The sequence below is a fragment of the SAR86 cluster bacterium genome, from assembly GCA_029268615.1.
In the GTDB taxonomy this organism is placed as follows: Bacteria; Pseudomonadota; Gammaproteobacteria; order Magnimaribacterales; family Magnimaribacteraceae; genus JAQWNM01.
In genome coordinates this window covers 48,998-71,455 of the sequence record JAQWNM010000005.1, presented here as the reverse complement: position 1 = coordinate 71,455, position 22,458 = coordinate 48,998, and the positions used below count along the sequence as shown (strand labels likewise).

Sequence of the window (22,458 nt, the reverse complement as noted above, 5' to 3'; positions counted from 1 at the left end):
TCATTCAAAAGGCACCTTAGTTACAGTTTCAATATTCTTTTTTAACTTAAAGGTTTTAAAAAACGTATCTTTCATCTCTTCTTTTGCATATAGATCCATTTGGTCATCAAAGTGTCTTGAAGTTTTATTTTGAGTTGAGCTTCCATATTGGTGAATACTTTTGGCTTTGATAGTTTGGTTCTTATCCCACTCTAAAAATATATATAATCCATCTCCTCCGCTGGCTTTTAAAGAGCCATCATCTTGTTGGATTCCATAGATTGCTCTTAATGTATCAGGTCCGCCTTGAACTGGAATTTTTCTATCCCCTCTTACTATAAAGTTTCTTTCAGACCACAAAGGATCAATACGATGATATATATCTTTTATTTCTTTGACACATGTTTTAAAAGCCTTAATAGGATCTATAACTTCTTCATTTTCTTGTTCAGCAATCCATTCATAACTGATTATACAAACTCCTAAAGGAGCACTTCTATTCATTAAATTAGTTTTTAAGTTCCAATTCTTGAGTAAGGTTTGGGCTTCAATTAACTCTTTAGTCTCAAATTTAGCCTTTAAAATATTATTTAAATATTGGTATGCTCTAGAATCTTTTGAATATTGATTATCGTATTTGATATCTTCAAATAATTTTGCTGAAACTGTCTTATTTTTATTGAATAGTTCAATAACTCTATTAGCTCTGTTTGTCATCCTAGTTTGTAGACCTAAAGTTTGAGAGTAATTTTTAGGATCTAAGTTACTTTTTTTAGATGTTACTTTAAAAGGATCTTGGTTGGTACTTGCTAACCATCCAGATTCAGGATTTATAATTAATGGTAAATCTTCAAATGGCACGGTCTCATTCCAAATAAGATCTGACACAGACCCATCTACAGGATTTATCCAATTAATAGACTCATTCCTTAGTGGAGAGGAGGAATTATGTAGAAATAGTATATTAGATTTTGCATCAGCATAAATTGCATTAAAGGATATTATGGATCTTAATTTCATGGCGTTTAACCATTCTTCTAAATTATTAGATTTATTGAGTTTGTACCACTGATCAACTTGTTTTATATCAGACATACCTGCATATCTAATTGCATAAACTCCATTTTTAGTTTCTAGGATAGGTCCATGGACTGAATAATGGACTTCTCGTTTGAAAGTCCAATAAAATGGACCAAATAACTTAATAGGAAGTTCTATAATCCTAGTGGTGAAATTAACCCAATTATCATCAAGAAGATATTGATTTGAGTTATCTGGATTAATAGAGAGTAAAAATATATCTGATAAATCTGGTTTATTAACCGTCAGGCCCCAGCCAATATTTTCATTAAAACCTACAAAAATAAAAGGTGAACCAGGAAAAAGTCCACCCATCATATTCCACCCTTCTTCACTTTGTAAGTGGGCTTCATACCAAGCAAGAGGTCCATCTAATGGTTGATGAGAATTTATCATAAGTCTAGTAGTTCCATCATCAGACTTTACAGGGCTAATTGCGAAAGCATTAGATCCTAGGACAAGGCTTTCCCATTCTAAAATGCTATCTCTAGCACTTCTTTCTTGATCCTTTGATGAACTTTCATTTTCTAGTTTTTTAATTGAGTTAACAACTCCGGAAAAAAATAGGTTTTGTATAGCAAAGCCGGCCACAATATCTTCTTTAGTAAAAGGGAAATATTTAATGTAATGATTGTCAGGATTTAATGAACCCCAATAATTTAATCCTGTTGCATATGCTTCCAGTATATTCCTAACTCCCAAGCTAAGATCTGTTAAGTAATTCTCATTAATCATTTCTCTTATTCGAAGAGTCTTTATAAGATAATCAGAAGTAGCCCCTTCATACCCAATTTTCAAACCCATTTGAGCTCTGTATAGGTCCATATTTTCAGCTATATTCTTAATATCATCTTCAGCATGCGCATAAGCTAAGCCAAACGCTACATCTGCGTCCCTTTCTCCTTGTATATGAGGGACTCCCCAAATGTCTCTTGTGATTATCGATTTATATTTTTTTGATTCTGATAAAGTAGAATTTATAAATGACGTATTATCAGTTGAGCAACTAAATATAAAAAAAAGAACTAAACTAAAAAGAAGCTTTTTCATAAAACTGGAAAAGATAGGAAAGTTTGTAATTCTTTCAAAGCATCCATAGATTTAATAACCTTGATAGTGTTCATGCCTAGTTCTCTAGCTGGTTTTAGATTTATTCCCAAATCATCTAGAAAGATAGCTTCATCAGGCACTACATTAGCTTTCTTGCAAGCTAATAAATAAAAATTAGGCTCAGGTTTTCTGACATTAATTTTGCTAGATTCAATCACAAAATCAAATAATTGAAAAATTTCATCTGTAATACTCCCTGCTATTGATTTATTGTTTTTTATTTTTTCTTCATTAAGTGCTTTGATATTATTTGTAAGGCAAGCTTGTATTAATTTTCCTTTAATATTTTTTAAAGCAATGACCATCTCAGGCCTAATCTCACCTTTGAGAAGGTTAATAACATCTGTTCCATGAATACCATAGCCTTGATCTGAACTTTCTTTAAAGAATAGTTTATTAAACTCTTCTAAAGAGATTTCGCTCTTTTCTAATTTTGCCCAAGCATTATTTTTAGGATTTGTTGCATTTATAGATCGAATAAAACCAGTAGGTAGTTTATTTTCTAATTCAAATTTATTAAAAGAATCAAAAGGGCTAGTTGTTATAACTCCTCCAAAGTCCCAGAAGACGGCTTTAATAGTCATAGTTTTATAAATTTTTTGGGTATTATATCTTACTGAATGGTTTGATTTTCTCAATTTTGCTAAAATAACTCTTTATTAAAAGTATAATCAAAAGAAAACTATTTATTAATTGAAATGTCTGGAAATACAATAGGTAAACTATTTACTGTTACCACTTATGGCGAAAGCCATGGTGAAGCTATCGGTTGTATAGTTGATGGATGCCCTCCTGGGATTATCCTTTCTGAAGGTGACATACAACCAGCGTTGGATAAAAGAAAACCTGGATCTTCTAGTTTCACAACTCAAAGAAAGGAAAATGATTTAGTAAAAATATTATCTGGAGTATTTGATGGCAAGACAACAGGGACGCCAATCAGTCTAATTATCTATAATCAAGATCAAAAATCTCAAGATTATAATAATATCAAAGATGTCTTTAGACCTTCTCATGCTGATTACACTTATACTCAGAAATATGGATTTAGAGATCATAGAGGAGGTGGACGCTCATCAGCAAGAGAAACTGCTATGAGAGTTGCAGCAGGGGCTATTGCAAAGAAATTTTTAAATGGAAAAGGTATTTTTATTAATGGCTATTTGTCTGAAATCGGAGATCTTAAGATTAACTCCATCAATTTAGATGAAATCAATAAGAACCCTTTCTTTTGTCCAGATAAATCCCTTGTCAAAGAGATAGAAATATTAATTGATACTTTAAGACAAGAAGGAGACTCGATTGGAGCAAAAATTTCTCTTACAGCAACAGGTATGCCTCCTGGTCTAGGTGAACCTGTCTTTGATAAATTAGATGCGGACCTAGCCCAAGGTTTAATGAGTATAAATGCAGTTAAAGGTGTTGAAATAGGAAATGGCTTTCAAGTAATTAATGAAAAAGGCTCTGAACATAGAGATGAAATAACACCTGAAGGTTTTACATCAAATTCATCTGGAGGCATTGCTGGTGGAATTTCAACAGGTCAGGATCTTCTAGTAAGTATTGCATTAAAGCCAACATCTAGTATCGCCAAGGAAGGAAATACAATCGATACGAAAGGAAATGCAACAAAGGTTGAAGCCAAAGGAAGGCATGATCCTTGTGTTGGAGTGAGAGCAACTCCTATTGCGGAAGCAATGATGTCTATAATATTAATGGATCATTATCTTAGAAATAGAGCGCAGAATGCAGATGTAGTTTCTGAAACTCCTGTAATCCCATCTAAATAATAATTAATTAAAATGCAAAGAACTCTTTACGACAAACTTTGGGATAGTCATGTAGTAACCAAAAGGCATGATGGCACCTTTTTATTATATATAGATAGACAGTTAATTCATGAGGTAACTTCACCTCAAGCATTTGACGGGTTAGAAATAGCTAGTAGAAAGCCATGGAGAATTTCATCTAATATTGCAACACCTGATCATAACGTGCCAACTATTGATAGAGAGCTAGGCCTAGAAGGAATAAAAGATAAAATATCTAAATTACAAGTTGAAACCTTAGATAAAAATTGTAAAAAATACGGTATCACTCAATATGATATAAATGATAAAAGGCAAGGCATAGTGCATGTAATTGGTCCTGAACAAGGAATAACATTGCCAGGAATTACTATGGTTTGTGGAGATTCTCATACATCTACCCATGGAGCATTTGCAACTCTCGCTATGGGCATAGGTACTTCAGAAGTAGAGCATGTTTTAGCTACTCAATGTTTGATCGCATCTAAACAAAAGAATATGCAAGTCAAGATAAGTAATAATTTGAAACTAGGTGTTTATGCAAAAGATTTAATTCTAGCCGTTATTCGAAAAGTGGGCACGGCAGGAGCTACTGGCCATGCAATAGAATATTGTGGAGAAGCAATTTCTAATATGTCTATGGAAGGACGAATGACTGTTTGTAATATGTCGATAGAAGCAGGTTCAAGAGCAGGCATGGTTGCTTTTGATGAAACTACTCTAGATTATATTTTAGATAGACCTTTCAGCCCTAAAGAGAAAGAATTATCTATTGCTTTAGAGTCTTGGAAAGATCTACACACAGATGATGGAGCTAATTATGATTCTTATGTGGAGTTAAATGGTTTAGATATAAAGCCACAAGTAACTTGGGGTACATCTCCTGAAATGGTTGTAAATGTAGATGAAGAAATACCTCATCCAGATACTGCTATTTCAAACTCACAAAAAGAAGCAATTTCTAGAGCTCTAAATTATATGCAGTTATCTCCTGGCATGACTCCTCAAGATATAAAACTAGATCAAGTGTTTATAGGATCATGCACTAATTCAAGAATAGAAGATTTAAGAGAAGCGGCAGCTATAGTCAAAGGAAGGAAGGTTAATAAAGCTCTAAAAAGAGCAATTGTAGTTCCCGGATCTGGATTGGTAGCTGATGAAGCTAAGAAGGAAGGTTTAGATGAAGTATTTAAATCTGCAGGATTCGAATGGAGAGACCCAGGATGTTCTATGTGCCTTGCAATGAATTCTGACAAACTTGGTATAGGAGAACATTGTGCCTCAACTTCTAATAGAAATTTTGAGGGAAGACAAGGTCACGGGGGAAGAACACATCTTGTTAGTCCAGCAATGGCAGCAGCTTCAGCTATTCACGGATCATTCGTTGATGTGAGAGAACTGATAGGAGGCTAAGATGAAAAATGAATCTTTCTTTCATTGCGGTCAAGCAGTTCCTCTGGATATCTCTAATGTGGATACAGATCAAATTATCCCTAAGCAATTCTTAAAATCTATTAAAAAAACTGGATTTGGACCATTTTTGTTCGATGCATGGAGGTTTAATGATGAGGGTCATTTAGATAAATCTTCTTCTTCAAGAGAAATTAATAATACTTTTCCATTGAATAAGAGAAAATATTTAAATTCTTCTATTCTTTTATCAAAAGAAAATTTTGGTTGTGGTTCAAGTAGGGAGCATGCAGTTTGGGCTTTGTGTGATTATGGCTTTAAATGTATTATTGCCATTAGTTTTGCTGACATTTTTTATAATAATTGTTTTAAGAATGGGCTTCTTCCAATTCAATTAGAAGAAGAGAAGGTTAATAAATTATTTGAGTGGTCAGAGTTAGGATATGAATTACAAATTGATCTTTTAAATCAAAAAATACATTCAGGCGATGAGGACCTAATTTCTTTTGAAATAGATAAATACAGAAAGCTTCAAATTTTAGAAGGCCTTGATGAGATAGGCCTTAGTTTAAAATATAGAAAAGAGATAGAAGATTTTGAAAATACAAGAAAATTAGATTTTCCCTGGATATTTAAATCATGAACGTAGAAAAAAAGATATTACTCCTGCCAGGTGATGGGATAGGACCTGAAGTAGTTGATTCAGCAAAACAGGTTTTATTAAAAATAGAAAAAGAATTTAATTTAAGGTATAAGTTTGACACAGCATTAATAGGGGGTTGTGCAATTGAAGAAGCGCAAAATCCCTTGCCAACAGAAACTCTAAAAAAAGCTTTAAATTCAGATGCAGTTCTTTTAGGTGCTGTAGGAGGTCCTAAATGGGATAATTTGCCTTCCGATCAGAGACCAGAAAGAGGATTATTAAAAATAAGATCAGAGTTGGGTCTTTTTGCAAATTTTAGACCGGCCTTGCTATCCAAGAGCCTTGTGAGCGCTTCTTCTATGAGACCAGAAATAGTCTCCGATTTAGATATTTTAATCATAAGAGAATTAACTGGAGGCTTATATTTTGGTGAGCCAAGAGGCAGATCAAAAGATCAAAATAAAGCTTTTAATACCATGATATATAGCAAAGAAGAAATCTTAAGAATAGGAAGAGTTGGCTTTGATGCTGCAAAGAAAAGAGGGTGCAAACTTTGTTCTGTAGATAAGGCAAATGTTTTGGAAGTCAGTGCTTTTTGGAGAGAGGTTATGAATGATTTATCAAAAGAATATCCGGAAGTAGAACTCACTCATATGTTAGTAGATAATGCAGCTATGCAGTTAGTGAGAGAACCTAAACAATTTGATGTAATAGTTACGGGAAATATTTTTGGAGATATTTTATCAGATATTTCTGCAATGCTTACTGGCTCAATTGGCATGCTTCCCTCAGCCTCATTGAACCAAACAAATAAAGGCTTGTTTGAACCAGTTCATGGTTCGGCACCTGATATAACTGGTTTGTGTAAAGCAAATCCACTAGCTACAATAGCGTCTGCAGCTATGATGCTAAAGTATTCTTTTAACCAATTAGAAGCTGCAATAGCTATAGACAAAGCTATAGAGAATGTGTTGGAATCTGGCTATCGAACTGCAGATATTTCGGATGTAAGTTCAATTGTTCTATCTACAAAGGAGATGACTCAAGAAGTTTTAAAACATATAAAGAAATGAAAAATCTTATTTTTCCAAATATAGCCATCATAGGTGCAACAGGCATGGTGGGTTCTACTTTCCTAAAGTTATTAGAAGAAGAATTTTTTTTAGATTCCAAGATTCACTTAGTGGCTAGTAAACGTTCTGCAGGAAAAAGAATAAAATTTAGGTCATCTTTTCAGACTGTAGAAAATTTAGAGTTATTTGATTTTTCAAAAGTTGACCTAGCTTTTTTTTCGGCTGGTGCTGAAACCGCAAGAAATTTTGTGCCTAAAGCCATTAATTTAGGATGTCTAGTAGTGGATAATTCTTCTGAATTTAGATATCAAGATGAAATACCTTTAATTATTCCTGAAGTGAATGCCAATGCTCTAGAGAGCTTTCACCCTCCGGGAGTTATTGCAAATCCAAATTGTTCAACGATACAAATGTTAGTTGCTTTAAAACCTATTCATGATGAATACAAAATAAAAAGAATAAATGTAACTACTATGCAAGCCGTATCCGGAACAGGGCAAGAAGCTATTGAAGAGTTGCAGAGTCAACAAGAAGCGATTAGTAATAAGAGTAATTTATTGGTTAAGACGTATCCTGCACAGATAGCAAATAATGTCTTGCCTCAGTGTGATAATTTTCAAGAAAATAGGTATACAAGAGAAGAAATGAAGATGGTCTGGGAAACCCATAAGATTCTTTCAAGTCAAATAGAAGTGTCTCCAACTTGTGTCAGGGTTCCAGTTTTTAATGGACATTCAGAGTCTATCCATCTAGAAACAGAGCGCACTCTCAAAGAAAAAGATGTTTTTGATCTTCTCAGTGTTAGTCCGGGTTTAAAAGTATTTTTTGGCAAGGAAAAAGAAGATTACCCAACTCCATTAACAGACGGCGATGGAGTTAACGAAGTCCTTGTGGGTAGAATAAGAATGGATTTAACTAGCGATAAGAGATTAAATCTTTGGGTAGTCGGAGATAATCTTCTGAAAGGTGCAGCATTAAATAGTCTTCAAATAGCAAAATTATTTAATAACTAAAAGACATTTGGATACAAAAGATATTTTTCAAGATTTTGTAAAAGTAATAAGTGATAATATTTTCTTTTATGATGCTCAAGGGGTTTTAGGACTAATTTCAGGGCTTCTAATATTTTGTTCTTTAATATTGATTTTTAGGTTTGAACAAAAAAAACAAGATAAAAGTATAAATATTCCAAATAATTTAAAAGACCTGGGTGATCCTGTAGAGGCAGAAATAAATATAGCAAGAAGTTTAATAGAAATGAAAAAGACTTCAGAAGCTATAGATATATTAGAAAAAATAAAGAATAAAAATATTTCGTCAGTTCAAAAAGAGACTTTAAAAAACCTTTTAACTAAAGCTAATGCAATCTAAAAAAATTGCATTAGGCATTGAGTATCTAGGCACTAATTATCATGGTTGGCAGAAGCAAACTTCAGCTACACTGACTATTCAGGCTGTAATAGAAAAAGTTTTGTCTAAAGTAGCCGATGAGGAAATTAAAACGAACTGTGCTGGCAGGACTGACAAAGGTGTTCATGCGTTTGCGCAAGTTATAGATTTTGAGATATCTTCTTTTAGAGAAGATGGGGCTTGGATTAAAGGAGCTAATTCTCTTTTGCCTAATGATATAAAGATAGTGTGGGTGCAGACTGTAAAAGATAGTTTTCATTCGAGATTTTCAGCAATATCTAGGACTTATTCTTATTTGATAAGAAATACTAAAATACCCTCAGCTTTATGGGCTAATAGGTCTTTGTTGTACCAAGCGGAACTAGATTGTGTTTCAATGCAAAAAGCAGCTAATCTATTAATAGGTGAAAAAGATTTTTCCTCCTTTCGTTCTTCAGGTTGTCAATCAAATAGTCCTTTTAGAGAAATTTATTCTATAGACGTGAGGAAAAATGGTAATTTTATATCCGTAACAATAAAAGCAAATGCTTTTCTTCAGAATATGGTAAGAATAATTGTAGGAACTTTATTAGAAATTGGATCAGGATCTTTAAATTATAAAGAAATGGGTGATATTTTAAATTCTAAAGATAGAGAGTCAGCAGGAAAGACAGCTAGCCCAGATGGCCTATATTTCATAGGACCTTTATACGATCTAAAATATCAAATACCTTTTATTTTACCAGACACCTTTAGTGTTGATTAACGTTTGATATAATTAAATTTACTTCAACTCAGCTAATATTGGATTAAATTACATGAAAATATTTTTAAAAATATGTGGCATCACGAATGTTGAAGATGCTAAATTTATAGTGTCAATGGGGGTAAATGCCTTAGGTATTATAAGGTATAAAAAAAGTCCTAGATTTGTAAATGATGAAGACTTGATTAAGATCTCAAAGGTTGTTCCTAGCCATATAAAATTAGTTCCAGTATTTGTAAATGAAGAGCAAGAAATTGTAAAAAATACCCTGTCTTTGATACCAGGAGCTATACCACAGTTCCATGGAAAAGAAAGCCCAGAATATTGTGAGTCTTTTGGGACGGAGTATATAAAAGCTGTTAGCATGGATGTTTCAATAGATTTGTCTGAAAAAAGCAATCAATATCATTCTTGTAAAGCGCTGTTACTGGATTCTAAAGATAAAAGTCTCCATGGAGGTACAGGAAAAGTTTTTGATTGGGACTTGGTTAATGACTACGTGCATAAGCCATTAATTTTAGCGGGTGGACTTAATATTGAGAATATAGATCAAGCTCTCTCTTCAGAAAAATATTGGGGAGTAGATGTCAGTTCAGGAGTAGAATCTTCTCCTGAAAAAAAAGATCATAGAAAAGTAAGTAAGTTTATAAAGAAGGTAAGAAATAAAGATGACTAAAGATATTAAAAAAATACCTGATAAATATGGAAGATTTGGACCTTATGGAGGCCGATATGTTGCAGAAACTCTAGTTCCGGCCCTAGAAGAGCTATCTAAAGAGTATTCAGATATTAAGAATGATCCTGATTTCATTCAAAAGATAGCTTATGACCTAAAACATTTTGTAGGTAGACCTTCTCCTCTATATTTTGCTAAAAGGTGGACAGAAAAATTAGGAGGAGCTCAGATATATCTTAAGAGGGAGGATTTAAACCATACAGGTGCACATAAAATAAATAACACCATTGGCCAGATACATTTAGCTAAGCACATGGGTAAGAAAAGAATTATAGCTGAGACAGGTGCTGGGCAGCATGGAGTAGCTACGGCTACTGTAGCTGCTCAGCATGGCTTAGAGTGCATTATATATATGGGTGAAGAAGATATTCAAAGACAGTCTTTAAATGTCTTTAGAATGAAACTCCTTGGTGCAGAGGTAGTTTCAGTAAATTCTGGGACTAAAACTTTGAAGGATGCAATGAATGAAGCAATGAGAGACTGGGTAACTAATGTTGAAGATACTTATTATATTATTGGTAGCGTAGCAGGACCTCACCCTTATCCTGAGATTGTAAGAGATTTTAATTCTATCGTAGGTTTAGAGCTTTTAGAACAAAGTATAAAAGAGTTTGGAAGATTGCCTGACGCATTAATTGCATGCGTAGGAGGCGGTTCAAATGCTATGGGGATGTTCTATCCTTTCTTAGACAAAGAGGAAGTCGAGCTCATTGGTGTTGAGGCTGGCGGGCTTGGTATAGATACTGGTAAGCATGCAGCTCCATTAAATAGTGGAAAAGAGGGCGTCTTACACGGAATGAAAACTTATTTAATGCAAGATAATTATGGCCAAATATCAGATACGCACTCTATCTCAGCCGGTCTTGATTATCCTGGGGTGGGTCCCGAACACGCTTGGTTAAAAGATATTGGTAGAGCTCAATATGTAGTAGCTGATGATGAAGAAACCCTAGACGCATTTCATGAATTAACAGCTCTCGAAGGCATAATGCCTGCTTTAGAAACAGCTCATGCTGTAGCTCATGTTAAAAAGATAGCACCAAATTTAAAGAATAAGATTTTAATTATAAATATTTCTGGAAGAGGAGATAAGGATATAAATACAGTTGCAAAATTGGAAGGTATAGAAGTTTAATGACCAGAATAGATGAGACCTTTGAAGAACTTTCTTCTTTTAAAAGGAAAGCCCTCATAACCTATATAGTTGCTGGAGATCCCAATGTAAACATAACTTTATCTTCTATGCATCTGATGGTAGAAAATGGTGCTGATATTATTGAATTAGGTGTTCCTTTTTCTGATCCCATGGCTGAAGGACCTTCTATTCAAAAAGGGCACGAAAGAGCACTTAAAATGAAGACCACCCTAGATGATATCTTAGAGATTGTAGGAGATTTTAGGTTGAAAGATGCTAAAACACCCGTTGTGTTAATGGGTTATTTTAATCCATTTTCAGCATTTGGATTAAATAACTTCTTTAAGGCAGCCTTGAAATCAGGAGTAGACGGAGTGTTAGTAGTGGACATGCCTCCTGAGGAGAGTGCAACTTTTTCTCAGTTAGCAATAAAATATGATGTAGATATTATTAGACTGATTGCCCCAACTACAGGAATAGAAAGAGCTAAAAATATTTTAAAGAGTGCTTCAGGATATATTTATTATGTTTCTTTGAATGGAGTTACAGGATCCAGTAAATTCAAAATAGATGACGTAGAAGAAAAGTTAAAAGATCTTTATGAGATAACAAAACTTCCAATAGTGGTTGGTTTTGGTATAAAGGACAAAAAGACAGTTAAAGTCGCAGCAAATATTTCTGCAGGAGTGGTAGTTGGTAGTGTTTTGGTAGATATTATGGAGGACTCAAATAATCGAAAGGATCTCAAGAATTCTTTAGCAATTAAGATAACAGAATTATCTTCAGGTCTTCGTGAATAAGAAAAATGACAAGCTGGCTAGATAAGATCATCCCTTCTTTTGTTAGAAAGGATTCCACTAAAAGAAAAAGTATACCTGAAGGTCTATGGAAAACTTGCCCTGCATGTAACACGATTTTATACATGCCAGAACTTGAAAGTAATCTTTTTGTTTGTCCAGAGTGTGACTATCATACTAGGATTGGTGCCAGGACTAGGCTTAATATATTTTTAGATCCAAGTGGCCAGGAAGAGATATCTAAAGATAAAAAGCCATTTGATTGGTTAAAATTTAAAGATACTAAACGCTATAAAGATAGGATTTCCTCGGCGCAAAATATCAGCGAGGAGAATGAGGCATTAATAGTCATGCAAGGATCACTTCAAAAATTACCAGTTATTTGTGCAAGTTTTGAGTTTCGGTTTATGGGAGGATCTATGGGGGCTGTAGTAGGTCAAAAATTTGTTGATGGAGTGCATCAAGCCATAGAGAGGAAGTTGCCTTTTATTAGTTTTGCTACTAGCGGAGGTGCCAGAATGCAAGAATCACTTGTTTCTCTTTTTCAGATGGCAAAAACAAGTGCCGCGATTGAAAAAATGAAAGAAGCAAATTTACCCTATATTTCAGTCATGATAGATCCAATTTATGGAGGAGTATCAGCAAGTTTGGCGATGCTAGGCGATATAAATATAGCTGAACCAAATGCTCTCGTAGGTTTCACAGGGCCAAGAGTTATAGAGCAGACTGTTAGAGTAAAACTACCTGAAGGTTTCCAAAAAAGTGAATTTCTTTTAGAACATGGAGCCATAGATATGATAGTCCACAGAAAAGATTTAAAGCAAACAATACATAGGTTGCTTCGTACTTTGCTTAAGACCTAAAGCAAAGATGTCCATTTCTTTGAATGATTGGCTAACCTTCTTAGAAAATAAAAATAAGTTTAGTGGTCCAAGGAACTTAAAAACTATTAAAGATGTTTATAAAAAGATTTGTAAAAGAAATATAGCCTCTAAAGTTATTTCTATTGCAGGTACGAACGGCAAAGGAACAACCGCTGAATGCTTATCAGATTTATTGATTAGTCGTGATAAAAAAGTAGGTCTTTATACATCACCGCATTTATTTCATTTCAATGAAAGAATAAAGGTAAATACAAATTCTATTAGCGATGCCTTAATAGTTAAAAGTTTTGAACTAGTTCATGAAGTAACTTTAGATAAATCTTTAAGTTATTTTGATTTTATTACTCTAGCTGCCCTGCATTATTTTTCAACATTGGAATTAGATTATGTAATCCTTGAAGTTGGCTTGGGTGGTCGATTAGATCCGATCAATATAATAGATGCTGATATTTCTATCCTTACTAATATTGACTTAGATCATACCAACCTTTTAGGCAAGTCAAAAAAAGAGATTGCCATTGAAAAAGTTGCAATATTTAGAAAAGATAAGATAGCTATCATAGGGCAAAGAGATATAGATCTAGATGTTAAAAAGGTCCTAAACTCTAAAGGAGCAATTATTTATCAGATGGGGCAGGATTTTACTTTTTTCAATGAAAGTTCAATGAGTAAAGGTGTTTATGAATTCTATCGATCAGATCGAGCGGTCAATGTTTCTGAGATCATCAACCCCAGCCTATCTATTGAGAGTTTTTGTATGGCTTTAACTGCATGTCATCTTTTAGATCATAAATTAATAAATAAAGATGCAGAAATATTGAATAAGATTATTATTCCTTATAGGAGGCAACTAATTAAGAACAGAGTACTTGTAGATGTTAGTCATAACCCTGCGGCATCTAAATTCTTAGCAGATTTTATTAAAAAAGAATATTATGGAAAACGAAAGCTTCATGCAGTTATAGGTTTGATGTCTGATAAAGATGCTTTGGGAATAATAGAACCAATGATTCCTCTAATTTCTAGTTGGTATACAACTTCACCAAATATTTACAGAGCTGAGAATAAAGAATATTTAAAAGAATTAATTATAAAAATCAAAAAACAAGATGTAATGTCTATAGAAGGTGTAGATAAGGCAGTTAAATTGGCTCTTAATAATCACCCAAATGAGGATATAATTGTAATATTTGGTTCATTCCATACAGTTTCAGAAGCTCATCAAGTTATTAATAATATAGAAATATGAATATTCCTTTTATAGATATAGCTTCTTTGTCAATTATCTTATTTTTCCTATTATTAGGGCTTCTCAATGGATTTATAAAAGAAGTATTTTCTTTGATTGCATGGATAGGATCTATCCTAATTGCTTGGAATTATGGAGGATACATATCTCCATATTTATCTGATTTTGGGATACAAAGTCAGTTTCTTGAATATATTTCTTTTTTACTAGTTTTTATAATTCTTTTTATAGTTTTTACTTTACTAGGTAAATTTTTTAATGGAATTATAAGTCTATTGGGTTTAAAAATGCTTGATAGGGTTCTAGGAGGAATTTTGGCGACAGCTAAATCTATCGTTATTTTGGTAGGAATTTTTATATTTAGTTTAGACTATTTAGAGGAAAAAATTTGGTGGGATAATTCTTTTACAAAAGTGTATACCCTCAAAATTAAAGCTTTATCTGAAGCTTTTATAAATCCCTCAGAAGAAATAAATCCGTCTTTTCAAAAAAATAGAATGTGAGATTAGTTGCTTAGGTATAAAATATAAAAAATATGTGTGGTGTAGCAGGAATAGTAGGCAAGGCTGATGTAGCCCAAGATCTTTATTATGCGTTAACTGTATTGCAGCATAGGGGCCAAGATGCAGCAGGAATAGCTACATGTGATGAAAATAAATTTCACATTAGAAAACAAGTGGGTCTTGTCAGGGATGTTTTTCAGGAACAACATATGCAAAGACTCAAGGGGCATTTAGGGATAGGTCATGTCCGATATCCAACTGCCGGTAGTCAAGATAGAGAATTAGCTCAACCAATGTATGTGAACTCCCCATATGGTATTTCTATTTCCCATAATGGAAATTTAACCAATAGAGAAGAGTTGACAAAATCGCTTTTAAAAAAAGACTTAAGGTATTTAAATACAGATTCCGATAGCGAAGTTTTGTTAAATGTATTTGCTCATGAATTGAGAAGACAGGGCCAGGTAGAACCAGGACCAGAAGATATCTTTGCAGCTATAAAAGCTACTTATTCGAGGGCAAGAGGAGCCTACTCGGCTGTAATTATGATTAATGGTATTGGCATAGTCGGGTTTAGAGATCCTTTTGGTATCCGCCCTTTAATTTTTGGAAGTAAAGATAATGATTTGTTAGGTTCAGACTATCTTATTGCCTCTGAAAGCTCAGTAATTGATTCTTTAGGTTTTAAAGTTATTGATGATGTAGCAGCTGGAGAGGCAGTTTTTATAAATCTTGAAGGTAAGGTTTTTAGAAAAATTTGTGCTGAAAACTCTACTGCAACTCCATGTATTTTTGAGTATGTCTATTTAGCTCGTCCTGATGCGGTGATAGATAAAATATCAGTACATAAATCTAGATCAAGAATGGGTCAAGGATTAGCTAGAAAAATTAAAAGGGTAAATCCATCTCATGATATTGATGTCGTTATTCCTATACCTGAAAGTAGCACAACTTCAGCTATTCAATTAGCAGCAGCTTTAGATATAAAATATAGGGAAGGTTTTGTAAAGAACAGATATATTGGAAGAACTTTCATTATGCCTTCACAGGAAAAGAGAGAGAGGTCAGTAAGACAAAAATTAAATGCTATTGATTTAGAATTTGAAAATAAGGTAGTTCTTTTAGTTGATGATTCAATTGTTCGAGGAACAACTAGTAGACAAATTATAGAGATGGCAAGAGCTTCTGGTGCAAAAAAGGTCTACTTTGCTTCTGCATCTCCCCCAATTATTTATCAAAATGTTTATGGTATAGATATGGCTTCAACTTCTGAACTAGTAGCTAATGGCAGAACTGAAGAAGAAATTTGTAATTTAATAGGTGCAGATTGGCTAATATATCAGGATTTAGAGGAGTTAATAGACTCAGCAAGACAGGGGAACCCTGAAATTAAACAATTTGAAACATCCATATTCGATGGAAAATATTTGAGTTCAGATGTAGATAAAGAATATTTAATCAATCTTGAGAACGAAAGGAATGATAAAACCAAAAATAATCATCAGCGGTCTTCTTTCTAATTTTTTCACCATCTTTATTATTTGTAGATAAAAAAAATAAATTGTGGCTATTGATTTTACTGAGATTACAGAAACTTTAGGATCTTTGATGATTTCAAAAGATCTTTTCATTACTACATCTGAATCCTGCACTGGAGGTTGGGTGAGTAAAGAAATAACTTCTATTTCTGGAAGCTCAAAATGGTTTGGTTGCAGTTTTGTTACTTATTCTAATTCATCTAAGAATAAAATTTTAGGAGTAAAGATGGATACATTAAAAACATATGGAGCAGTAAGTTTAGAAGTAGTGAGTGAAATGGTAGAAGGAGCTCTTCATTTAAGTGGGGCTGATATTGGAGTTTCTATTAGCGGAGTAGCCGGACCTACTGGCGGTTCAAAAGAAACGCCAGTTGGAACTGTATGTATGGCGTGGAAAAAAAAAGGATCTGATCCGAAGCTTATTACTAAAATTTTCTCAGGCAATAGAGAAGAGGTTAGGCTACAAACAGTTAAATTAGTTTTAGAAGAATCCATAAAACTTGTAAAAAGTCTTTGATTTATATACTGTATATATATACAGTATTAACTAAGTAATGAATTAAATGAGGAAATATAATGGTTGCTAAGAAAAGTAATAGTAAAAGTTCAGCTGATAAATCTCCAGCATCAGGAGATAGATTAAAACAATTACAAGAGGCATTGGGTCAAATAGATAGACAATTTGGGGAAGGGGCAGTTATGAGAATGGGTGATAAAGTTCATGTCTCTATACCTTCAATATCTACGGGTTCACTAGGTTTAGACAAAGCTTTAGGTATAGGAGGCTTGCCAAAAGGAAGAGTAGTGGAGATATATGGACCAGAGTCTTCGGGAAAGACAACTTTAACTCTCGAAACTATTGCTCAGTGCCAAAAATTGGGAGGTACGGCTGCATTTATAGATGCGGAGCATGCTTTAGATCCAGTTTACGCAAATAAATTAGGTGTAAATGTAGATGATCTACTTGTTTCGCAACCTGATACTGGGGAACAGGCATTAGAAATTGCAGACGTTTTAGTTAAGTCTGGCGGAATAGATATTTTAGTTATTGATTCAGTTGCAGCATTAGTACCTCGGGCAGAGATAGAGGGGGAGATGGGAGATCATCATGTAGGTTTACAGGCTAGATTGATGTCTCAGGCTCTGAGAAAGATAACAGGTAATATTCAGAAATCTAAAACTTTGGTAATTTTTATAAACCAAATAAGGCATAAAATTGGAGTTATGTTTGGAAGTCCTGAAACTACAGCAGGTGGAAATGCATTAAAATTTTATGCTTCTGTTCGACTAGATATTAGAAGGATAGGAACTATCAAAGAAGGAGATGAAGCTGTAGGAAATGAAACGCGTGTCAAAGTGGTAAAGAATAAAGTCTCACCACCATTTAAGCAGGCAGAGTTTCAAATTCTCTATAATAAAGGCATTAATAGAATGGGAGAATTAATAGACATTAGTGCCAATTTAAATATTATTGAGAAATCTGGATCTTGGTACAGTTATAATGAAGAACGTATAGGTCAAGGTAAGTCTAATGCTGTAGAATTTTTAGAGCAAAATCCTAAAATTGTAGAAAAATTAGAAAAACAAATTACTGAAACTGTCATTAGTGAATGAAGCTAGTATCTAATAATAAATAACTAGTTTATAGAATAGCCTTTTTTTACTTTATTTATTAAAATGCATCTTCAATTTATGGAGAAAAAATGGCAAACGCATATATAGTTGGCGCAGTAAGAACCCCCGGAGGAAGAAGGGATGGTAAATTAAGTAAAATCCATCCAACAGATTTAGGTGCTAGTGTTTTAGATGAGTTAGTAGCAAGAACGGGAATTGATTCTAGTTTGATAGATGATGTTATTTTTGGATGTGTGAGTCAAAATGGAGCCCAAGCAGGTAATGTAGCTAGAAATGCTATCCTTTCATCATCATTACCTATAAGCGTTCCAGGAACAACTGTAGATAGGCAGTGTGGATCTTCGCAGCAGGCAATTCATTTTGCAGCACAAGCTGTTTTATCAGAAACACAAGATATAGTTATCGCTGGCGGCGTAGAAGTAATGAGCCAAGTGCCTATAGGGTCAAATATTATAGATAGTTATAAAGCAGGTCATGGGGCACCAGGCCAAGGCGAAGGTATGCAAGAGAAATATCCTGGTATTCAGTTCAGTCAATTTGCAGGAGCTGAAATGATGGTAGAAAAATTTAATCTTTCTAGAGAGGAATTAGATGCCTTTGCATTCGCAAGTCATCAAAAAGCTACAAATGCTACAAATCAAGGTTATTTTGATAAAGAAATTATGCCAATAGAAGGACAAACACCTGATGGCGAATCAGTTATGGTAACTGCAGATGAAGGAATACGGCCTGATACTAGTTTAGAAAGTCTAGCAGGGTTAAAGAATTTATCAGAAGGAGGCAACCTAACAGCAGGAACTTCTAGTCAGATTTGTGATGGAGCAGCCGCTGTCATGATAGTAAATGATGAAGGTTTAAAGAAATTGAATATAAAGCCTAGAGCTAAAATAATTGCTTTAGCATTAGCAGGAGATGATCCAGTTATTATGTTAACAGGTCCTATACCTGCAACTAAAACAGTATTAGAAAAAGCAAATCTCGGAATAGAAGATATGGATATATATGAAGTAAATGAAGCATTTGCTCCGGTACCACTAGCTTGGGCAAAAGAAGTAGGTGCAGATTTAGAAAAATTAAATGTCAATGGAGGAGCTATGGCATTAGGCCATCCTTTAGGCGGAACAGGTGCAAAATTAATGACAACTCTCTTGCATGAGTTAGAGAGAAGAGATGCTAAATATGGCCTTCAAGCGATATGTGAGGGAGGAGGAACAGCTAATGCTATGATTATTGAGAAGTTAAATTAACTTTTTATTAGTTTTGCAGCCTCTTGAGGAGCAATAAATATTGGTTGCCCCTCAGTTCTGTCTTTTATTTCTACTTTATTTTCATTACAGGATTTTTCACCTATGATAATCATTTTAGGAATTCCAATTAATTCCATGTCAGAAAATTTAACTCCTGGTCTTTGATCTCTATTATCCCAAAGTACGTCTATTCCTTCTGATTTAAGTTCCTCATAAATTTTAGAACAGCCATCTGTTACATTCTGTTTTTGTTTTGGATTTACCTCTACAATTACCGCTTCAAAAGGACACATTTTTTGTGGCCAAATTATTCCCTTTTCATCATGATTTTGCTCTATAGCTGCAGCTATGATTCTTGAAACGCCTATCCCATAACAGCCCATTTCTGGATAAGTCTCTTTATCTTCGTATTGAATTTTTAGCTTCATGCTTTCAGAGTATTTTTTTCCTAATTTAAATATATGTCCAACTTCTATTCCTTTTTTTAAACTTAATATTCCCTTTCCGTCTGGACTTGGTTTTCCTTCTAATGAATCAGGATTTTGATCATCCATTAATTTTACTAATAATTCAGCATTAATTGCATAATCTGATTTGTTACTAAAAGCTAGGAGGTCTTCACCGGTATCAGCTAAAACATGAAATTCTTCGGAGTTTGAGCCTCCTATATTCCCGCTGTCTGCAGTTACTATTCTATAGTCCAGCCCTAAAGAATTAAAAATTTCTATATAAGCTTTTCTCATAGTTTGATAACTAACATCTAACCCTTCTTCATTCAAATCAAAAGAATAAGCATCTTTCATTAGAAACTCTCTTGCTCTCATTACACCAAAACGTGGTCGTATTTCATCTCTAAATTTAGTTTGTATTTGGTAAAAAGTAATTGGAAGTTGTTTGTGGCTTCTAATCTCATTTCGGCATAATTCAGTAATTATCTCTTCATGAGTTGGCCCTAAGCAAAATTCTCTTTCATTTCTATCTTTAAATTTAAGAAGTTCTTTCCCATATTGTTGCCATCTCCCACTTTCTTTCCATAACTCACTGGGTTGCACCATGGGCATAAGAATTTCTTGGGCCAATGCTTTCTCCATATTTTGTTGAACTATCGTAGAAACTTTTTTAAGTATCTTATGACCTATAGGAAGCCAAGTGTATAGACCAGATGCTGTTTGTCTTATCAAGCCAGCTTTTATCATCAGTTTATGACTAATAGATTCTGCGTCTGAAGGAGTTTCTCGCTGAGTTCCTATTAGTAGATTATTAGCTTTCATATTTTTTTTAATTAAAGTTTATAATATCATGCTAACTTTAATTTAGAAGGTTCTTCTCGGATGTTGTTATAATTCTTAGATTTATGATAATTGATATAAGAAACTATGCCAATCTACGAGTATGAATGTCAAGAATGCGATAGTACATTTGAGAAAATTATGTCTATCAGTGCTCCTTTGCCACAGGAATGTCCTTCATGCTCTAAAAGAGGATATATTAAAAAATTAGTTTCGGCCCCCTCTTTCCGGCTTAAAGGAAGCGGATGGTATGAAACTGATTTTAAGACAGGAAAAAAGAAAAATCTCTCTAAAGATGATAACGAAAAAAAATCCTCTACAACAAAAAGCACCACTGAAAAGAGCGCAAAGAAAGATAAATCAAAAGAGGATAAGAATTAAAAAATGCATTACATGAAGGAGAAAAAATAGGATATGACATTTAGAACCCACAAATGTGGTTTAGTAGTAAAAAAAGATCTAGGAAAGGTAGTAGAGATTGCAGGATGGGTGCATAGAAGAAGAGATCATGGAGGAGTCATTTTCTTAGATATCAGGGATGAGTCAGGATTACTTCAGGTAGTTTATAACCCAGAGGACGATAGTGTTTTTTCTTTGGCAGAAAGCTGTAGAAATGAATACGTAATTAAGTGTTCAGGGATTTTAAGATTAAGGCCTGAAGGGACTATTAACCAAGAAATTATGACTGGAGAATTTGAGCTTTTAGCATCTTCCCTTGAAGTTCTTAATACTTCTGGTCCTGTTCCATTTCAATTGGATGAGCATCTAAAAACTGGAGAAGAAACAAGGTTAAGATATAGATTTTTAGATCTTCGAAGAGAAGAAATGCAAAATAATATCAGGTTAAGATCAAGAACTTCTTCCGCTATAAGAGCTTACTTAGAGAAATACGACTTCATAGAAATTGAAACCCCTATCTTGACTAAGGCTACACCCGAAGGAGCTAGAGATTATCTTGTACCAAGCAGAACTTTTCCAGGTTCTTTTTTTGCTTTACCTCAATCACCTCAATTATTTAAGCAGACTTTGATGGCATCTGGTTTTGAAAGATATTATCAATTTGCAAGATGTTTTAGGGATGAAGACTTAAGAGCTGAAAGACAACCAGAGTTTACTCAAATAGATATAGAAGCTTCTTTTGTTAGCTCTAAAGAAGTTATGGACCTAACTGAAGAGATGATCTTAAATACTTTTAAAAATATTTTAGACATTGATTTAGGTATTTTTAGGAGGATTACATATAAAGAAGCAATGGAAAAATTTGGAACTGACAAGCCTGATTTAAGAAATCCCTTAGAATTTGTAGAAGTTAAAGAGTTATTTGTGGATTCAGATTTTAAAGTTTTTAGTGATCCTGCAAATGATTTAAATTCTAGGATTGCTGCCCTAAAAGTTCATGGAGGCGAAGCTATAACTAGAAAAAAAATTGATGACTATACTAAGCATGTTATTTCTTTAGGTGCGAAAGGACTTGCATATATTAAGGTACAGGACATTACAAAAAATAGAGACGGTCTTCAATCGCCAATTTTAAAATTTTTAGACGATAAAACTATCAATTCTCTTATTAGTTCCTTGAATCTTCAATCTGGAGATATTTTATTTTTTGGAGCGGGAGATGCAAAAATTACAAATGATTCTTTATCTTCTTTGAGGGATCTCTTAGCAAAGGATTTAGGTCTTCTAGAAAGTAATTGGGCTCCATGCTGGGTTACTGATTGGCCAATGTTTGAATTAAATAAAAATAGTCAATTAACACCATTGCATCATCCTTTCACTAAACCTCTATCCTCTAAGGAAGAGCTGACTAAAAACCCCTTGACAGTTATAGCAGACGCTTACGATATGGTTATTAATGGAGTCGAAGTAGGAGGAGGATCTATTCGTATACATGATCAAGAAATTCAGTCTTTAGTTTTTGATCTATTAGGTATCCAAAAGGAAGAAGCAGAAGAAAAATTTGGGTTTTTGTTATCTGCCTTGAAATATGGGTGTCCTCCTCATGGAGGCATAGCTTTTGGACTAGATAGAATGCTTATGTTAATGACAGATTCTGAATCAATTAGAGATGTAATAGCATTTCCAAAGACTCAGACAGCGTCTTGTCTATTAACAGAGGCCCCAGGCATAGCTTCTATTGAACAACTTCAGGAGCTAGGTATTCGCATAAAAGAGGAAGAGAAATAG

The 22,458-nt window shown here is 33.8% G+C and carries 22 protein-coding genes; 19 read left to right on the top strand and 3 right to left on the bottom strand.

What is annotated here, in order from left to right; translation table 11 throughout:
- A complete protein-coding gene (locus tag P8J93_01885) occupies window positions 1–2,109 on the bottom strand; it encodes a penicillin acylase family protein (protein MDG2060549.1) in 2,109 nt (702 codons plus the stop codon).
- Window positions 2,106–2,753, bottom strand: coding sequence for an HAD-IA family hydrolase (locus tag P8J93_01880; protein ID MDG2060548.1), 648 nt, complete (start codon window positions 2,751–2,753; stop codon window positions 2,106–2,108). The genes P8J93_01885 and P8J93_01880 overlap by 4 nt, the downstream gene beginning before the upstream one ends.
- Window positions 2,754–2,867: 114 nt before the next feature.
- On the opposite strand from P8J93_01880, the gene aroC reads away from it, so the two are divergent.
- The 17 genes from aroC (at window position 2,868) to P8J93_01795 (ending at window position 18,982) form a co-directional block, all read left to right on the top strand.
- Window positions 2,868–3,959, top strand: coding sequence for a chorismate synthase (gene aroC, locus P8J93_01875; GenBank protein MDG2060547.1), 1,092 nt, complete (start codon window positions 2,868–2,870; stop codon window positions 3,957–3,959).
- Between the two features lie 12 nt (window positions 3,960–3,971).
- Window positions 3,972–5,390: a 3-isopropylmalate dehydratase large subunit gene (gene leuC / locus P8J93_01870; GenBank protein ID MDG2060546.1), complete on the top strand. Its 1,419-nt coding sequence runs from the start codon at window positions 3,972–3,974 to the stop codon at window positions 5,388–5,390.
- Between the two features lies 1 nt (window position 5,391).
- Complete coding sequence (gene leuD / locus P8J93_01865; GenBank protein ID MDG2060545.1) at window positions 5,392–6,030, top strand: 3-isopropylmalate dehydratase small subunit; 639 nt, start codon at window positions 5,392–5,394, stop codon at window positions 6,028–6,030.
- A complete protein-coding gene (gene leuB, locus P8J93_01860; protein ID MDG2060544.1) occupies window positions 6,027–7,103 on the top strand; it encodes a 3-isopropylmalate dehydrogenase in 1,077 nt (358 codons plus the stop codon). Before leuD ends, leuB begins: the two co-directional genes overlap by 4 nt.
- Window positions 7,100–8,116, top strand: a complete 1,017-nt coding sequence (locus P8J93_01855; GenBank protein ID MDG2060543.1) for an aspartate-semialdehyde dehydrogenase — start codon at window positions 7,100–7,102, stop codon at window positions 8,114–8,116. Before leuB ends, P8J93_01855 begins: the two co-directional genes overlap by 4 nt.
- A gap of 7 nt (window positions 8,117–8,123) precedes the next feature.
- Window positions 8,124–8,474 (top strand): hypothetical protein, encoded by a 351-nt coding sequence (locus P8J93_01850; GenBank protein MDG2060542.1) that lies wholly within the window; start codon window positions 8,124–8,126, stop codon window positions 8,472–8,474.
- Complete coding sequence (truA, locus tag P8J93_01845) at window positions 8,464–9,258, top strand: tRNA pseudouridine(38-40) synthase TruA (protein MDG2060541.1); 795 nt, start codon at window positions 8,464–8,466, stop codon at window positions 9,256–9,258. The genes P8J93_01850 and truA overlap by 11 nt, the downstream gene beginning before the upstream one ends.
- A 52-nt stretch (window positions 9,259–9,310) precedes the next feature.
- On the top strand, window positions 9,311–9,934 hold the full coding sequence (locus P8J93_01840) for a phosphoribosylanthranilate isomerase (GenBank protein MDG2060540.1): 624 nt from the start codon (window positions 9,311–9,313) through the stop codon (window positions 9,932–9,934).
- Window positions 9,927–11,129 carry a tryptophan synthase subunit beta gene (gene trpB, locus P8J93_01835; GenBank protein MDG2060539.1) on the top strand — a complete coding sequence of 401 codons (1,203 nt, stop codon included), beginning with the start codon at window positions 9,927–9,929 and terminating at the stop codon, window positions 11,127–11,129. Before P8J93_01840 ends, trpB begins: the two co-directional genes overlap by 8 nt.
- On the top strand, window positions 11,129–11,929 hold the full coding sequence (trpA, locus tag P8J93_01830) for a tryptophan synthase subunit alpha (GenBank protein ID MDG2060538.1): 801 nt from the start codon (window positions 11,129–11,131) through the stop codon (window positions 11,927–11,929). Before trpB ends, trpA begins: the two co-directional genes overlap by 1 nt.
- Window positions 11,930–11,934: 5 nt before the next feature.
- Complete coding sequence (gene accD / locus P8J93_01825; protein ID MDG2060537.1) at window positions 11,935–12,789, top strand: acetyl-CoA carboxylase, carboxyltransferase subunit beta; 855 nt, start codon at window positions 11,935–11,937, stop codon at window positions 12,787–12,789.
- A 7-nt stretch (window positions 12,790–12,796) separates the two neighbouring features.
- Entirely contained in the window at window positions 12,797–14,059 is a 1,263-nt protein-coding gene (locus tag P8J93_01820; protein ID MDG2060536.1) for a Mur ligase family protein, read from the top strand.
- Window positions 14,056–14,562: a CvpA family protein gene (locus P8J93_01815; protein MDG2060535.1), complete on the top strand. Its 507-nt coding sequence runs from the start codon at window positions 14,056–14,058 to the stop codon at window positions 14,560–14,562. Before P8J93_01820 ends, P8J93_01815 begins: the two co-directional genes overlap by 4 nt.
- Window positions 14,563–14,594: 32 nt before the next feature.
- A complete protein-coding gene (gene purF / locus P8J93_01810) occupies window positions 14,595–16,082 on the top strand; it encodes an amidophosphoribosyltransferase (GenBank protein MDG2060534.1) in 1,488 nt (495 codons plus the stop codon).
- A 43-nt stretch (window positions 16,083–16,125) separates the two neighbouring features.
- Window positions 16,126–16,617, top strand: coding sequence for a CinA family protein (locus P8J93_01805; protein MDG2060533.1), 492 nt, complete (start codon window positions 16,126–16,128; stop codon window positions 16,615–16,617).
- A gap of 59 nt (window positions 16,618–16,676) precedes the next feature.
- Window positions 16,677–17,714, top strand: coding sequence for a recombinase RecA (recA, locus tag P8J93_01800; protein ID MDG2060532.1), 1,038 nt, complete (start codon window positions 16,677–16,679; stop codon window positions 17,712–17,714).
- A gap of 89 nt (window positions 17,715–17,803) precedes the next feature.
- Complete coding sequence (locus tag P8J93_01795) at window positions 17,804–18,982, top strand: acetyl-CoA C-acetyltransferase (GenBank protein MDG2060531.1); 1,179 nt, start codon at window positions 17,804–17,806, stop codon at window positions 18,980–18,982.
- Here P8J93_01795 and proS read toward each other — a convergent pair.
- Window positions 18,979–20,253 carry a proline--tRNA ligase gene (gene proS / locus P8J93_01790; protein MDG2060530.1) on the bottom strand — a complete coding sequence of 425 codons (1,275 nt, stop codon included), beginning with the start codon at window positions 20,251–20,253 and terminating at the stop codon, window positions 18,979–18,981. The two genes, P8J93_01795 and proS, sit on opposite strands and share 4 nt — an antisense overlap.
- 105 nt (window positions 20,254–20,358) lie before the next feature.
- Between proS and P8J93_01785 the strand changes: the two genes are divergently transcribed.
- Window positions 20,359–20,652: a zinc ribbon domain-containing protein gene (locus P8J93_01785; protein ID MDG2060529.1), complete on the top strand. Its 294-nt coding sequence runs from the start codon at window positions 20,359–20,361 to the stop codon at window positions 20,650–20,652.
- Window positions 20,653–20,685: 33 nt separating this feature from the next.
- Window positions 20,686–22,458, top strand: coding sequence for an aspartate--tRNA ligase (gene aspS / locus P8J93_01780; protein ID MDG2060528.1), 1,773 nt, complete (start codon window positions 20,686–20,688; stop codon window positions 22,456–22,458).

Bases quoted from the DNA above. Each gene is read 5' to 3' on its own strand.
- trpB (MDG2060539.1), top strand. From the start codon at position 9,927: ATGACTAAAGATATTAAAAAAATACCTGATAAATATGGAAGATTTGGA.
- leuC (MDG2060546.1), top strand. From the start codon at position 3,972: ATGCAAAGAACTCTTTACGACAAACTTTGGGATAGTCATGTAGTAACC.
- leuD (MDG2060545.1), top strand. From the start codon at position 5,392: ATGAAAAATGAATCTTTCTTTCATTGCGGTCAAGCAGTTCCTCTGGAT.
- proS (MDG2060530.1), bottom strand. From the start codon at position 20,253: ATGAAAGCTAATAATCTACTAATAGGAACTCAGCGAGAAACTCCTTCA.
- P8J93_01820 (MDG2060536.1), top strand. From the start codon at position 12,797: ATGTCCATTTCTTTGAATGATTGGCTAACCTTCTTAGAAAATAAAAAT.
- P8J93_01785 (MDG2060529.1), top strand. From the start codon at position 20,359: ATGCCAATCTACGAGTATGAATGTCAAGAATGCGATAGTACATTTGAG.
- aspS (MDG2060528.1), top strand. From the start codon at position 20,686: ATGACATTTAGAACCCACAAATGTGGTTTAGTAGTAAAAAAAGATCTA.
- leuB (MDG2060544.1), top strand. From the start codon at position 6,027: ATGAACGTAGAAAAAAAGATATTACTCCTGCCAGGTGATGGGATAGGA.
- trpA (MDG2060538.1), top strand. From the start codon at position 11,129: ATGACCAGAATAGATGAGACCTTTGAAGAACTTTCTTCTTTTAAAAGG.
- P8J93_01885 (MDG2060549.1), bottom strand. From the start codon at position 2,109: ATGAAAAAGCTTCTTTTTAGTTTAGTTCTTTTTTTTATATTTAGTTGC.
- truA (MDG2060541.1), top strand. From the start codon at position 8,464: ATGCAATCTAAAAAAATTGCATTAGGCATTGAGTATCTAGGCACTAAT.
- P8J93_01855 (MDG2060543.1), top strand. From the start codon at position 7,100: ATGAAAAATCTTATTTTTCCAAATATAGCCATCATAGGTGCAACAGGC.
- purF (MDG2060534.1), top strand. From the start codon at position 14,595: ATGTGTGGTGTAGCAGGAATAGTAGGCAAGGCTGATGTAGCCCAAGAT.
- P8J93_01840 (MDG2060540.1), top strand. From the start codon at position 9,311: ATGAAAATATTTTTAAAAATATGTGGCATCACGAATGTTGAAGATGCT.
- P8J93_01795 (MDG2060531.1), top strand. From the start codon at position 17,804: ATGGCAAACGCATATATAGTTGGCGCAGTAAGAACCCCCGGAGGAAGA.
- P8J93_01815 (MDG2060535.1), top strand. From the start codon at position 14,056: ATGAATATTCCTTTTATAGATATAGCTTCTTTGTCAATTATCTTATTT.
- aroC (MDG2060547.1), top strand. From the start codon at position 2,868: ATGTCTGGAAATACAATAGGTAAACTATTTACTGTTACCACTTATGGC.
- accD (MDG2060537.1), top strand. From the start codon at position 11,935: ATGACAAGCTGGCTAGATAAGATCATCCCTTCTTTTGTTAGAAAGGAT.
- recA (MDG2060532.1), top strand. From the start codon at position 16,677: ATGGTTGCTAAGAAAAGTAATAGTAAAAGTTCAGCTGATAAATCTCCA.
- P8J93_01880 (MDG2060548.1), bottom strand. From the start codon at position 2,753: ATGACTATTAAAGCCGTCTTCTGGGACTTTGGAGGAGTTATAACAACT.